Genomic DNA, 13,771 nt, shown 5'->3' on the forward strand with positions numbered 1-13,771 from the left:
CAAGAAAAACCCATCACGGCTTTCTGGCGCGGTCTTGTCCGTTTGCTGCTCCCCCCTCCATTGATTTGTCGAGCTTAATCAATCGGTCCTTTTCATAGCAAGTTAATAAGCAATCGTCAATGATTTATGCGTCAATGTTTACGCAATGTTGCATCGCATCGTTGCCGCCCATGCCGTAGAGATGGTCAACAACATTGTCTCCCGCCAACACCGACCAGCTGCCCTCCAGGAGATCCGCAGTGTCGGTGCCGAAGGAGATTTTCTTCTCCGGGTTGAGCAACAGCGGCTGGTTGAGGGTCACCCGGTCGCTCAGATCGACATACTGCACATCGGTGCCGCTGTCGGTGGTGTCGTTGCTGTTGGCGTACAGCAGGTTGGCAAGGTATTCGGCCCGGTCGGCCAGGTACATGTTGGTCAACCGGCCCTTGCCGGTGCTTGGATCGTAAAGGTCCAGTTCGCCGTTGGTGTTGAAGGCGGAATAGTCCAGTCCCAGCACGGCAAAGGGATTGCCCTTGATCAGGGCGTAGCGGTAGGCGATGTCACCGCGCGCCAGACTTTCGATCCGGGATGGCGAGAAGGGGACGAAGCTGCCGTCCTGAAATCTGGGGACATAATACCTGTTTTCCCTTCTTCCCGGAGTGACTCAATTAATGGGTATTATGTCCCCGGAATTCCTTACTGTTTCGTAAAAACGGCGCAGTCCTTTGTGCCTGAATGACTTGATCATGGAAAGATGTATAGCGTGTTGCGCATGGCGCATCAAGTGGAAAGGCTGGGATGAAAGTGAGGGCAAATACAACATTCTTCTTGTTGCGAAAGCGATATATATGTTTATATGTACCGAGGTTTAGTAACGGAAAAGATTGTGACTTCTAAGAGTATCCAACAGCAAAAGGTTCTGCAGTTGTTCGAAGATCGGGGCCTGTTGAGACCTCGAGACCTGGACGCCATCGGTGTGCCGCGCGAAATCCTGCGCCGCCTTTGTCGTCAGGGACTTCTTGAACGGGTGGGGCATGGTCTCTATCGGCAACCGAACCGACCTTTCAGTGAAAATCAAACCCTCGCGGAGGTGTGCAAAAAGTTCCCCAAGGGTGTGGTCTGCCTCCTTTCCGCTCTGCGTTACCACAACCTGACAACCCAAAACCCGTTTGAAGTCTGGCTGGCGATTGATGTTAAGGCCCATAGGCCCATAACTGATCTGCCGGTGCGGTTTGTCCGTCTTTCTGGGGCAGCAATGACCGAAGGAATTCAGATTGTTGACGTGGATGGAACGCCGGTGAAGATTTTCAGCCCTGCCAAAACGGTGACGGACTGCTTTAAATTCCGCAACAAAATTGGTCTGGATGTCGCACTTGAAGCGCTTAAAGATTGCCTTGCTGACGGACAATGTACGCCAGATGAGCTCTGGCATTTTGGTAAAGTCAATCGGGTCAACAGGGTGATGCAACCCTATCTGGAAGCTATGCTGACATGAGTGCGCGCAAGAAAAATATGGCGGCCTCGGTTAAGCAGCGTCTGCTTGATCGTTCTCGGGAACATAAAGAAGATGTCCAACTCTTGTTGATCCGCTACGGGCTTGAGCGATTTTTATACCGTCTTGGCTGTTCAGAGTACCGGCAGCGCTTCATTTTGAAGGGGGCGATGCTGTTTCCATACTGGGAGATCGATGAACATCGACCGACAAGGGATATTGATCTGCTGGGGTTCGGAGAGGGTGCGACTGAGAAATTGGCAGAGGTTGTGCGTGAGGTCCTGTCGAGAGAGATTGAAGATGACGGTCTGCGGTTCGACCTGGACAGTATTGTTGCGGAAGAAATCAGAGAAGATCTGGAGTATGGCGGTGTCAGAATCAAATTCAATGCCTACCTTGAAAAGGCCCGGATCGGGTTGCAGATTGATGTCGGTTTTGGTGATGTTGTCAATCCGGATCCACAAGAAATAACGTACCCATCATTGTTCGATTTGCCTGCACCTCGAATCAGAGCCTACCCGCGAGAAACAGTAATCGCTGAAAAATTTCACGCAATGGTCGTTTTGGGCATGGCCAACAGTCGCATGAAAGATTTTTACGATGTGTGGATTCTGGCCAGGCTCTTTGAATTTGATGGCCCATTGCTTGCTCGGGCAATAGAGCAAACCTTTGCCAGACGTAAAATCGAGGTTCCGACGAGCTCTCCTTTGGCGTTTTGTGAAGATTTTTATAACGACCCCTCAAAACAGGCTCAATGGCGAGCCTTTTGGAACCGGAACAAACTGACCGATGATTTTATTTCTCTTGAGGAGACAGTGGCTTTTATCTCCGGGTTTTTAATACCACTATGCACTGCTGTGACCAGTGAGCAAACGTTTAACGCTCAATGGTTTCCGGGGGGAGGTTGGGTTCTTTCCTGAGGAACTGAACAATCCGGGGGACAAATTTCTTCCTGATCGCCCAGCCATGCTCCCAGTTCCAGGCGGTCGAGGTGGTGACGCTGAGCCTGGCGGCGACTTCCTTCTGCTGCAGGCCCAACTCGATCCGTCGCCGGCGCAGCTTCTCGCCCAGGGTTTTCGGCTCGGTTTCCAATTCGGGAGGCAGGGGACTTTTCAGTTCGGTGGCGATGGAAAAAACCCGGTGAACTGCGTTGGATCTGTTGGAAAAGGGGCACACACCCCTGTCCCTGCGGATTTCTCGGCGATCCCCAGCACCCCTGCTCCTGCACCCCGCTGATGACCCAGCGTTACCGCAGCCGTCTCTCCGGCCCGCTGCTCGACCGCATCGATCTGCACATCGAGGCGCCGCGGGTTGCCCACAAGGATCTCGCCACGACCTGCAGCGCCGAATCATCCGCCGCTATCCGCACCCGGGTTGAAGCGGCACGGCAGATTCAGCGCAACCGGCTGGAGAAATTCGGCCTGCACACTAACAGCCAGATGCAGGCCCGGCACCTGAAACAATTCTGCCGGCTGGACTCAGAGGGAGAAAAACTGCTGGAGATGGTGGTCGACCGGCTCGGCATGTCCGCCCGCAGCTACAGCCGCATCCTCAAGGTGGCACGGACCATCGCCGATCTGACCGGGGAAGAGAAGATCCGCCAGCCGCATCTGGCCGAGGCGGTGCAGTACCGGGGGCTGGACCGGAAGTTGGGGTGAGGGTGATGGACCGGAAATATCCGATCATTTTAGTGGCCAATTCTTATAATATTGTCCTGAATCAGTGAGCTCCTTGTCGGCGTATAGCACAAGTCCTTGATCTGCCTGAGCTTCCCAAAAATCACCAGCGAACCTATGGGTGCGCTTCAGATTTTTGCAAAGCTCATTCAGACCAAGCACTTGCACTCTCCATCCAACAGAAACTTACTGATTCAGGATTGTGAATGATCCTCTGTCCAGCTGGAAGGTACAGCGGAGTAATAGCTCTTGTCTGGCGTGGTAACACTGGCTATGATACAGCACTGCCTTGAGGCCTTTACGCTTTGACTCCTGAGAAGGTACTGACCATATGAATACGACACTGGAAAACCTACCACAACCTCAGGTCCCGAAAGGGAGCTACGAACTCCGTATTCTTCAGGCGTTAAGGCGCATTATCCGTGCTGTCGATATCCATTCTCATAAACTCTCTACGCAGCACAATATCACCGGGCCGCAACTTGCCTGCCTGCTTGCGATCAACGAAGAGGGGCCATTGACAAGTGCCAACCTTGCCAAGAAAGTTTACTTGAGTCCAAGCACAGTCGTTGGAATTATTGATCGACTCGAAGAGAAAGGCCTGATAGAACGCAACCGTAACAGCAAAGATCGGCGTCAGGTCCATATTTCGACAACCTCTGCTGGACGGCAACTGGTTGAAACGGCTCCCTCTCTCCTCCAGGACACCCTGTCCAGTGCCTTGGTAGAACTGCCGGAAATTGAGCAGGTTTCTATCACCATGTCGCTCGAAAAGCTGGTTGACCTGATGGAGGCCCGACAGATTGAGGCGGCGCCTGTGCTTGAGACCGGTTCTTTATCCTCAGAGCTTTAATTCGGATGTCTATGCATGGACTGGCAAACGCCATAAAAAAGAGACGGAAGGACAATCCTTCCGTCTCATACAGTTTTTTCTTCTAGTTAGATCTATTTGGCGGCGTTGCGTGCCATTTCAAGCCAGCTGTTCCATTTTTGCTGGTTTTTTTGGATCCACTCCTTGACGTGACGCTTGATATCTTTCCGTGAGTTTTCACCATCCTGCATGCGGGTGTTCTGTGCGTTGATATCGGAAAGCGGCAGAGTGAAAACCTCAAAGAATTTTTTCGCTGCCGGATTTTTGGCGAGAAACTTCTTGTTGGCAACAATCCGAATGTCGCTGACAACGAAGCCTGCCTTGAGGGGATCGGTAACGGCCCCCTTGATGCCGCTGACAGTCATTCGGTCCTTACCCGGCATCTGGGATTCTTTGGGCATGATCTTCGGTACGTTGATCCACATCACGTCTTTGCCCGGTTTCAGTTTGCCGATCGTCCAGTTCGGTGCCCAGGTGTAAAAGAAGACTGGTTTGCCGGCGTTGTAGCGGGCCAGTGTGTCAGCCATGCTGGCGGAGTAGCCGGCTTTGATCGGATTGATGTCGTCTTTCAGGCCGTAAACGTCCAGGTGGTGGCTGATGACCTTTTCGCAGCCCCAGCCGGGAGGACAGGCTGTCAGGTCCGCTTTGCCGTCACCGTTGTCATCAAAGGCCTTTTTGACTTCGGGGCGTTTGAAGTCATCCAGTGACTTGATGTTGAATTTTTCAACTTCTTTCTTGGAGACCAGGTATCCCTGCAGACCACCGGCCTTTACAACATAACCGACAATTTCAACCTTGTCCTGCCACCCTTTCGGCATCTGGCTGGTGTGGTTCGGGAACCAGCCGTTCGGCCAGTAGTCGACGTCACCAAGTGCGACCGCCTGATAGAAGAGCGGATTTTGCAGTTCCTTCGTTTTTTTGAGCTTGAAACCCAGTTCCTTAAGCCCTTCCTCGACCAAAGCGGCCTGAAAATAACCGGTATTCCAGGTGGCGCGTGCGGGTTGAACCTTAACACCTTTGCCCGGCTTGTCTGCCCTTGCGTAGGCTGGTATGGCCAGGGCTAGAATCAGGAATGCAAACAGCAGCCGTTTCATAATACCTCCTCTTTCTTGGAAACTAAGTTCAGCTGACAAGGAATCGCAATATTGTTGAGTCTGCGATCCAGACGAATGGACGAACAGTTCACACAAAGGCCGGGGAATGACTCTTCTCAGCCGGTCTGTGACCCTTCTCCTTCAGGGTGAAGGAGCGGTATCGCTCAATGAGTTTCTTACTTTTTGCCAATCCCCTGGGTGATGCGGTCCAGGACCATTGCCAGCAGCACAATTGCCAGCCCGCCGACAGTCGCCATGCCGATTTCCAGGGTATTGAGCCCCTGAACCACCGGGTTGCCAAGTCCACCTGCGCCGATCAGGGCCGCAATGACCACCATCGACAGGGCCATCATGATGGTCTGATTCAACCCGGCCATAATTGACGGCATAGCCAACGGAAATTGGACCTTGCGCAGCACCTGCCAGTTGGTGGCACCGAAGGCGAGGGCTGCTTCGACCAGTTCGGGGTGAACCTGGCGAATGCCGAGGCTGGTGAGGCGGATGATTGGCGGCAGGGCGAAGACGATGGTTGCCAGGATGCCGGAGACGGTACCGATGCTGAACAGCATCACCACCGGTACCAGGTAGACAAAGGCCGGGGTGGTCTGCATGGCATCGAGAAAGGGACGCAGGATCATTTCAAAACGGTCGCTGCGGCCGGCCATGATCCCCAGCGGGATGCCGGCGACGGCACAGAAGACCACCGAGCAGATGACCATCGACAGTGTCGTCATGGTGTCTTCCCAGAGGCCCAGGTAGCCAATCAGCAGGAACGTCAACAGGGTGAAGAGGGTCACCCGTTTGCCGGCAAACCGCCAGGCGGCGACAGCGAAAAGCAGGATCACCACCCAGGGCGGCAGGGTCGCGAAAAGCCATTCGAGCCCGTTCAGGCTCCACTCGACCGGGGCCTTGATGAGCTGGAAGATGTCGCGGTAATTAGCTACCAGCCAATCGACGAAGGTCTGGATCCACTCATCCAGAGGAATTTGCTGTTCATCGAAATTGAAAATATTCATTTCGTGGCGGGCCCTTCCAGGGTTCCATTTTCCGATTGTTCACCGCGGTGGAGGGTGCGGAGGAAAAGATTCTTCGAGATGGCCCCGAGATACTTGCCGTCATCATCAAGAATCGCCAACGGCCAGGGATGGCTGGCGACTTGCGGCAGGATGTCCTGCATGGAATCCCCGCTGAAGGCAGGCCTGGCTTCAGGAAGATAAGCGTTGGGGATGGTCTGCTCGGCCTCGGGGCGCTCAATGACCTCGCGCAGGGAATCGGTTGAGACAATCCCTTTGAAGCGGCGCTCGCTGTCGACCACGTAACCATAGTCGCGGTCATTCTTGATCAGTCGCTGGAGAGCTGCACGGGGGCTCTTGCCATCGGCGATGACAAGAGTCACCTGGGAATCCTGGGCAATGTCTCCTGCGGTGAGAATGTTGGTCGGGTCGACACCGCGGAAGAAGGCGCGTACGTAGTCATCGGCCGGGTTCTGGAGAATCTCTTCCGGGGTGCCGACCTGCACCACGCGCCCTCCCTCCATGATCGCGATCCTGTCCCCGATGCGCATCGCCTCGTCGAGATCGTGGGAAATAAAGACGATGGTCCTTTTCTGCCTGGCCTGCAGCCTGAGCAATTCGTCCTGCATCTCGGTGCGGATCAGCGGATCGAGGGCTGAAAAGGCCTCGTCCATCAGCAGCACTTCGGGGTCGGTCGCAAGTCCGCGTGCCAGTCCGACCCGCTGCTGCATGCCGCCGGAAAGCTCGGCGGGCATGCTTTCTGCCCAGGCTTCAAGGCCAACCTGTTCCAGGGCTTTGAGCGCTCTCTCCTCGCGGGTCTTGCGATCAATCCCGTCCATTTCGAGTCCGAAAGCGGCATTCTGAAGCACGTTCATGTGCGGCATCAACGCGAAGGACTGGAAAACCATGCTCATCTTCTTGCGTCGCATCTGGACCAGTTGCCCCCGGTTCATCCTGGTGATCTCTTCGTTGTCAACGAAGACCTGGCCGCTGGTCGGTTCGATCAGGCGGTTGAGCATGCGCACAATAGTGGATTTTCCCGAGCCGGAGAGGCCCATGATGACAAAGATTTCACCGGGGTAGATCTTAAAGCTGGCGTTCTGCACCCCGATGGTGGTCTCGGTCGATTCGAAGATTTCTTCCTTGCTCAGCCCCTGCTCCAGCAGCATGCGGGCTTTTTTCGGTTGTGGGCCGAAAATTTTATACAGGTTTTTGATAGCAATCTTAGGGATCACATCCATTTTAATATTTTCCCAAGGGATATTGGTATTCACTGAGACTGTTGGAGCGGTCAACGCCGGCAGGCTGATGAAAAACGCCCATCTGCTGCGTTGTCCTCACCCCGCGTCAACGACGTACTTATTCCGCGGGGTTGCGGACGCTTTGCATCTGGACATTTTTGCTCAGCCTGGGGAACGTGACTTTTTCAACACCCTGCCAGTGACCTAGGCTAACGCAAATCATATTTGAGGTCAAATCATTCGCCCACTAATCAATGGCTGGTGGAATTTGGATCAGAGTTTCAACAGAGGGGCAGGCCCGTGGAGAATCACCCGGGAACCACGAGGCCCGCATTCGAATGTATGCGGGCCCAAGGGCTGGGAGATTGTCGAGGAGTACGATCTTTCCGGGGGGGGGGGCGGCAAATTGGTCTTCGACCACTCCGAAGCCCAGAGGATGTTTGCCGATGTCAAATCAGGGAAGGTCCGGGGCCGGGTGGTTCCGGAATACGCATGAAAAGCTGTAGCGTGTCATGCCGGTTTCATATTCCTGGTGACAAAGGGGGATGTCATCGAGCGGACCAGCGCGCTGTAGTTCAGTTGGAAGGCCACTTCTGTGCCGACAGAGAGGTTGTCGCCGTTTGATTCCACAATGAGGTGGTCACTGCTGGCCCCCATGATGTCGATGCCGGCAGGTGCCTGCAGGCCGCACGGGTCCGTATCTTGCCTTCCTATCGCCAGGATGGCCTGGGTGACCTGGCCCCGGTCAGCAACGGTCGGGATTTCTCCGAACGCATTTTGGGCGATTTGGCCTGTTGGCAGAGTTGGCTTGACCTTCGCTTCGATCACTTCAGCAATCAGCGTGATGGCATCGGTGTACAATCCGTCGAGCGGTTGCCGATGGAGGGTTTCGCAGCCGAGCAGGATCGCTTCGCCCAGGCGCAGATCGTTGATCCGGCCAATCTCCGCACCACTGAGCGCCCATTGCAGGTTGGCGGAATTGCCGCCCGAGATGGTCTCCATCCGCAAATCGAATGTTGTCTCGATCTGCTCCGCAAGTTCGGTCAGCATCGCCATATTCCGGGCGTCAGGTGCGACCCCGCTGCGACAGGCGAGATTGGTACCGATCCCTTTGAAATCGATATTCGGCAGGTTGAGTGTCTCGCGGACGCAGTCCAGCAGGTCATCAGGCATGATCCCTTCACGGAGATCTCCCAGTTCGACCATAAGCACGACCCCGTGGGTACAGTCTGCCTGTTGTGCTTCTGTCGAGAGTCTTCTGATAACCTCGATTTCGGTATTGCAGCTTACGTCGGCACACCTGACGACCCGTTGCACCTGACTCAGCATCGGTGACCGGATCAGCGTCATTGGTGCTGACGGCTGCCCGATACGCATCGCTTCGATATTTTCGATGCGCGAGTCACCCAGGCCATTGACCCCGGCCTGCAGCAGCGTGGCGGCAACCTCAGCGGAACCGAGGGTTGCCTTGGTCACGCCGGTCACCGAGATGCCGCGCGTGCCCAGGCGCTCTACCAGGGTGCGGGCGTTATGGCCGATTTTGTCGAGGTCGATCTCCAGCCTCGGTGCGGCCATCATGCGTCAGCGGCCTGTTTATCCTTGAGAAGAGGAAAGGCTGCAAGCACCATTTCCACCAACCGTTCAGACGGACGGGTCAGAGCATCTGTGACCGGAATATTGAGTTCCTGTTCATACCGGGTGATTGCCGCACTCACCTCGGGGTCACTCATCTGCTCGTGATTAATTGTCAGGCCGATGATTTTGGTATCGGAAAAGGTCTCGATAAGATTGATTTCACTGGCCGGCGTCGGCATCGGCATTTTCTCAAAATCGCAGCGTTCGCTACGCCGTGGCGCATGCTGTAACACAACGCCGTCAGGGCAACAGCCACGGAGGATAAAAGACGTGGAGGAGAAGGCGGGATGACTCAGTGCGCCTTGTCCTTCGACAACGATGACATCGGGACTCTCGTTTTCGAACGCCTTGACGACAGTCGCTTCCAGCTCGCCGGCGCAGAATTGTGACGGAACCGCATCGAGCGCAACTCCGTAGCGTGCCCCCTGAATCAACCCGGTCTGTCCGGTACCGATCATCACCGTTTTGATGCCCGCTTCATTAAGAGCGCTGGTGATGATGCCGGCGGTGGTGCGTTTACCGATAGCGCAGTCAGTCCCGAGCACAGCGATAACCGGGCAGGTGACTTCGGCGATCCGTCCGCTGAACAGGTTTAAATCTTTCTTGTCGCGGGGTTTGCGGATATCGATAATTTCCACTTTGCCGGCGATACATGCGGCAGCAAAGACCGGGTCATCGTTGAGAAATTCATGCAGACCGTTGACGATGTTCATCCCGTGGCTCATCGCCTCAAGCACCAGACCACGCTCGTACTTCGAAAGCATGCCGCTCGCTGGAGCCATGCCGAAAATGAAGAAATCAGGGACGGAGCCGGCCTGTGCCAGTGAGTCAGCGAGATCGCGACAGACGGGAATCGCGTTCGGCTTGTTGTCGAGGACCATGCCCGTATCAAGGCCGGCTTTTTTACTGTCGATAACCGAAAGAATTTTATACTTTTCAGAGCGTCTGATCAGGCCATTGGCGGTTTTGCCGTCGATCTCACCAAAATTGGCTTCACAATAGACGATTGCGGTGGCAACACGTGAATCGTTTTCTGTGGCGCGAAGTGGTACGGACTTCACTTCGTGGTTTTTGGCAACAAATTTAATGGTGGATTCAGGCGCTTTTAAAGGTACGACGGACGGGACGAGTAACATGGTCTACTCCTTTGAGTATCGGTCTCAGAGGAGGCGACGGGATCGTGCCGACCAGGATTGGCCGATGGTCAACGAGTAGTCCCAACTAAGGTTGGATGCTGTGGAAATAACTTCCCACGAGGTGAGCTTAAGTTGCAACTTTAACACGTTGCGGCACAATCTGTCAGGAAATAACCGAAAAAAGACATTTTTAGAATTTTACGGGAGGCTGACACATATTTATCCAGCATGAGGCCGGTTTCGTACTTACGGAGCGGACAAGAAAAATAACGCCCTCTCCATTCGAGGGACTCACTGATTCAGGGAATAGTATATGATGAACGTTGTTGGTTCCTGATGAGCATCCAAAGCTTTAACCTGAATCGGTGCATCACTCATTTTCGCCCCTCGCTTAGTTTTTTTCTCTTGCCGGCCAGGATTCCACCATGAGCTTCAATGTACTGACTGCTGAAATTTCCCATGAAACCAATTCTTTCAGTTTGCACAAAACCGGTAAACAAGCCTTCATGGCTCGTTATGCCCTGCTGGGCGCAGCGGCTATCAAGGAGCGTGGTGACGAGAATACGGAACTTGCCGGGTTCCTTGATGCCGGTCGTGCGCATGGCTGGCGAATCACCCATGCTCTCAGTGCCGCCGCCGGCCCGAGCGGTAAAGTCAGGCGCAAGGCGTTTGACTGGCTCTGTGAGCCGATCCTTGCCAACCTGGAAAAGTATTCCTTCGACGGACTGCTGCTCGGCTTGCACGGTGCGATGGGGCTCGATTTTCGTGAAGATGGTGAAGGCGAATTGCTGCGGCGCGTCCGCAGCCTGGTCGGCAACGAAATGCCGATAGCCATCACTCTTGATCCCCATGCAAATGTCAGCAGGCGGATGTGTGACTTGGCGGATATTATAGTTTCGTTCAAAACCTACCCGCATATTGATATGCGTGACATCGGTCGCCAGGCTGGAGATATTCTCCAAAGAACCATGGCCGGTGAAATCACGCCGCGCACTATCCGTGTCAGCCGACCCATGCTTGAAGAAGTCAATGGTGGCCGCACCGACATCGGCCCCATGATCGAGCGCATTGCCGCAGCGCGAACTTACGAGGAGCGGGCTGATGTCTTCGCTGTGAGCATCAATGCCGGGTTTGCCAGTGCCGATGTCAGGGAGGTTGGCCCAACAGTACTGGTGACCGGACAGGGGGATTTTGCGGCGCACACTGCTTTTGCCGAAACGATCGCTGATGATATTTGGGAGCGCCGCTTTGAAGTGTTCAACGATTATCTCAGCGTTGACGAAACAGCAGCGATTGCCGTAACTTACGAGCCAGACAAGGGGCCGCTGGTGATTGCCGATTATGCAGACAATCCTGGCGCCGGCGGCTATGGTGATTCAACCGAGCTGTTGCGCGCACTGCTCGATGCGGGTGTGAGCAATGCCTGCTTTGCCCCCATGGTGGATGGCACGGCCGTACAGACGCTGCAAACTGCGGTTGTTGGTCAACCTGTCGAAATAACCCTCGGTGGCAGGATCGATCCAGACTTTGGTGGTGGCCCGCTTGCGGTGGAGGCCGAACTTGTCTCTCTCAGTGACGGGCATTTCATTGGCGATGGTCCAATGATCCACGGACTCCACGGAAGCTTCGGTCCCAGTGCCGTCATCCGTGTCGGTGACATTGAGATATTGGTCGTCACTATCCCTCGACAAATCCTCGATTTGCAGCAATTTAAAGCCTTTGGTATTGACCCGCGGGGCAAAGATGTCGTGGCACTCAAGTCGATGCAGCACTTTCGTGCTGCCTTCGAACCGATTGCGGGAAAAATAATCGTCTGTGACAGCGGCGCACTTTGCACCACACGTTACGACCGGCTGCCATATCGCAACGTGCCAAGGCCGATCTTCCCTTTAGATCCCCTGACTCCGTGAGCCCCTTGTCGGCGGATAGCGCAAGTCATTGACCTGTCTGAGCTTCCCAATAATCACCAGCGAACCTATGGGTGCGCTTTAGATCATTGGAAATCTCATTCAGATCAAGAACTTGCACTCTCCATCCAACAGGAAATCCCTGATTCAGGGACCCGTCAGAACGCTGATTCTTACAGCTTCCGATATCCAGGACGCTACCACTTTTGGGCTATTGTCATGGCAGAGGCAAGAAAGCGACGCTCCTGGCGGAGGTGGTACAGTTCTGGGACTGGGTCGAAGGGAAGGGGGGTAAACAGTGAGAAATGACAGCCGCATCGCAAGACCAGGAATAAGGGAGAAGCGCCTCCCCCCGGTCCATGCTATATTCAGGGACACTCATCTGCGACCGCTCCGCGGGTGGCCGAACACCCCGGGAAAAGGAAAGCATAAAGAGGTTGAGCATGGACGATGTGAAACAATTCTTTTCGCGGCAGGATCTGTTCGCGAGGCATGTCGGTATCGAACTGCTTGAGGTTGAACCGGGCTACGCGAAAACTCGTATGGAAGTCAGACCGCATCATTTCAACGGGGCCGGGACGGTCCATGGCGGGGCCATCTTCACTCTGGCCGATTTCGCCTTCGCGGTGGCGTCCAACTCCCACGGCAATCTGGCCATGGGCATCAACACCAGCGTCTCCTTTGTCAGGGCGGCAACGGGCGGAACACTCTACGCCGAGGCCAGGGAGCAGGCGCTGAATCCAAAGCTGGCTTCCTATTCGGTTCTCATCACCGACGATGCCGGCGAAACCGTGGCTCTTTTCCAGGGGATGGTGTACCGCAAGCAGCAGCGGATCATGTAGCAGGCTGATGAAAAACGCCCATCTGCTGTGTTGTCCTCACCCAGCGTCAACGACGTACCTTGCGGTACGCCTTGTTCCGCGAGGTTGCGGACGCCTTGCATCTGGACATTTTTGCACAGCTTGGGGAAAGTGACTTTTTCAACAATCTGCCAGGCAGACCCGCTTCGGTTTTATTTATGCAGGAGGCATGAGGGAAGGATGAAAAAAGAAAATTTGCAGGAAATCATCAGTCGTGACGGGCACTGTTTCGGCTGCAGCCAGCAGAATCCCTATGGATTGAAGATGCGCTTTTACGCAGGTGACAGCGTTGTCTGTTCCTGGCTGAGCGTTCCGGAGCACCTCTGCGGCTGGAATGGAATCGTCCACGGCGGAGTCCTTTCCACCATCCTCGATGAGATCATGAGCTGGAGCGCCATTCACAATCTCCGCCACGTTGTCATGACCAAAACCATGACGGTGGATTTTCTCAAGCCGGTTTATATCGGTGAAGACCTGCGGGTTGAAGGGCGTGTCATTGAGCAGACGGGAAAACGGGAAGTCGTCATGGAGGGTCGGATCTACAAGGATGATGTCCTCTGTGCCCGAAGCCGCGGGACCTTTGCCATGTTCACCGCCAAGGCGGTGAAAAAAATGAACATCATGCCCCCCGAGGTTCTTGAAGGTTTAGGCGGGGTGCTTGACGTCTGACCTGAAGAAGGAAAAAGCGTCGTCCTGCCCCGATACTTCCCGACCCCGCCCCACTTCCTCCTGCCCCTGCCATTAGCCGCCTCCCCCCCCTGGCCCGGACCTGAAACAGACGCCTCGCGGCGACAGCCGGGGGCGGAATTTCAACAGGAATGTTTGCGTAAAGCCTACCTGTCGTTGATAGTTATAGATATGCCTCGA

At 54.8% G+C, this 13,771-nt stretch carries 14 protein-coding genes; 7 read left to right on the forward strand and 7 right to left on the reverse strand.

Annotated elements, in window-relative coordinates; genetic code table 11:
• Nucleotides 1–124: 124 nt before the first annotated feature.
• Nucleotides 125–496, reverse strand: a complete 372-nt coding sequence (locus B5V00_RS04500) for a hypothetical protein (RefSeq protein WP_085009573.1) — start codon at nucleotides 494–496, stop codon at nucleotides 125–127.
• A gap of 369 nt (nucleotides 497–865) precedes the next feature.
• Here B5V00_RS04500 and B5V00_RS04505 point away from each other — a divergent pair, with 369 nt between their 5' ends.
• On the forward strand, nucleotides 866–1,474 hold the full coding sequence (locus B5V00_RS04505) for a type IV toxin-antitoxin system AbiEi family antitoxin domain-containing protein (RefSeq protein WP_245803907.1): 609 nt from the start codon (nucleotides 866–868) through the stop codon (nucleotides 1,472–1,474).
• Complete coding sequence (locus B5V00_RS04510) at nucleotides 1,471–2,391, forward strand: nucleotidyl transferase AbiEii/AbiGii toxin family protein (protein WP_085009575.1); 921 nt, start codon at nucleotides 1,471–1,473, stop codon at nucleotides 2,389–2,391. The genes B5V00_RS04505 and B5V00_RS04510 overlap by 4 nt, the downstream gene beginning before the upstream one ends.
• On the opposite strand, the gene B5V00_RS04515 is transcribed toward B5V00_RS04510, so the two are convergent.
• A complete protein-coding gene (locus B5V00_RS04515; RefSeq protein ID WP_085009576.1) occupies nucleotides 2,348–2,647 on the reverse strand; it encodes a helix-turn-helix domain-containing protein in 300 nt (99 codons plus the stop codon). The two genes, B5V00_RS04510 and B5V00_RS04515, sit on opposite strands and share 44 nt — an antisense overlap.
• A gap of 56 nt (nucleotides 2,648–2,703) precedes the next feature.
• On the opposite strand from B5V00_RS04515, the gene B5V00_RS04520 reads away from it, so the two are divergent.
• The gene (locus B5V00_RS04520) at nucleotides 2,704–3,129 is read left to right on the forward strand and encodes a magnesium chelatase subunit ChlI family protein (protein ID WP_281249654.1); all 426 of its coding nucleotides are present in this window, start codon (nucleotides 2,704–2,706) and stop codon (nucleotides 3,127–3,129) included.
• Nucleotides 3,130–3,478: 349 nt separating this feature from the next.
• The gene (locus B5V00_RS04525; protein WP_103114374.1) at nucleotides 3,479–4,000 is read left to right on the forward strand and encodes a MarR family winged helix-turn-helix transcriptional regulator; all 522 of its coding nucleotides are present in this window, start codon (nucleotides 3,479–3,481) and stop codon (nucleotides 3,998–4,000) included.
• 92 nt (nucleotides 4,001–4,092) lie between these two features.
• Here the strand turns inward: B5V00_RS04525 and proX are convergent, their stop codons facing one another.
• The 5 genes from proX to B5V00_RS04550 form a co-directional block, all read right to left on the reverse strand.
• Complete coding sequence (gene proX / locus B5V00_RS04530; protein ID WP_085009577.1) at nucleotides 4,093–5,112, reverse strand: glycine betaine/L-proline ABC transporter substrate-binding protein ProX; 1,020 nt, start codon at nucleotides 5,110–5,112, stop codon at nucleotides 4,093–4,095.
• Between the two features lie 176 nt (nucleotides 5,113–5,288).
• A complete protein-coding gene (locus B5V00_RS04535; protein WP_085009578.1) occupies nucleotides 5,289–6,128 on the reverse strand; it encodes an ABC transporter permease in 840 nt (279 codons plus the stop codon).
• On the reverse strand, nucleotides 6,125–7,357 hold the full coding sequence (gene proV, locus B5V00_RS04540; protein WP_085009765.1) for a glycine betaine/L-proline ABC transporter ATP-binding protein ProV: 1,233 nt from the start codon (nucleotides 7,355–7,357) through the stop codon (nucleotides 6,125–6,127). Before proV ends, B5V00_RS04535 begins: the two co-directional genes overlap by 4 nt.
• A 519-nt stretch (nucleotides 7,358–7,876) precedes the next feature.
• Nucleotides 7,877–8,944 carry an alanine/ornithine racemase family PLP-dependent enzyme gene (locus tag B5V00_RS04545; protein ID WP_216355454.1) on the reverse strand — a complete coding sequence of 356 codons (1,068 nt, stop codon included), beginning with the start codon at nucleotides 8,942–8,944 and terminating at the stop codon, nucleotides 7,877–7,879.
• Nucleotides 8,941–10,137, reverse strand: a complete 1,197-nt coding sequence (locus B5V00_RS04550; protein WP_085009580.1) for an N-acetyltransferase DgcN family protein — start codon at nucleotides 10,135–10,137, stop codon at nucleotides 8,941–8,943. The genes B5V00_RS04545 and B5V00_RS04550 overlap by 4 nt, the downstream gene beginning before the upstream one ends.
• A gap of 425 nt (nucleotides 10,138–10,562) precedes the next feature.
• Between B5V00_RS04550 and B5V00_RS04555 the strand changes: the two genes are divergently transcribed.
• The 3 genes from B5V00_RS04555 (at nucleotide 10,563) to B5V00_RS04565 (ending at nucleotide 13,573) form a co-directional block, all read left to right on the forward strand.
• Nucleotides 10,563–12,047 carry a M81 family metallopeptidase gene (locus B5V00_RS04555; protein ID WP_085009581.1) on the forward strand — a complete coding sequence of 495 codons (1,485 nt, stop codon included), beginning with the start codon at nucleotides 10,563–10,565 and terminating at the stop codon, nucleotides 12,045–12,047.
• Between the two features lie 440 nt (nucleotides 12,048–12,487).
• On the forward strand, nucleotides 12,488–12,886 hold the full coding sequence (locus B5V00_RS04560; protein WP_085009582.1) for a PaaI family thioesterase: 399 nt from the start codon (nucleotides 12,488–12,490) through the stop codon (nucleotides 12,884–12,886).
• A 198-nt stretch (nucleotides 12,887–13,084) separates the two neighbouring features.
• A complete protein-coding gene (locus B5V00_RS04565) occupies nucleotides 13,085–13,573 on the forward strand; it encodes a PaaI family thioesterase (protein WP_085009583.1) in 489 nt (162 codons plus the stop codon).
• Nucleotides 13,574–13,771 lie beyond the last annotated feature (198 nt).

It is taken from the genome of Geothermobacter hydrogeniphilus, assembly GCF_002093115.1.
Lineage (GTDB): Bacteria > Desulfobacterota > Desulfuromonadia > Desulfuromonadales > Geothermobacteraceae > Geothermobacter_A > Geothermobacter_A hydrogeniphilus.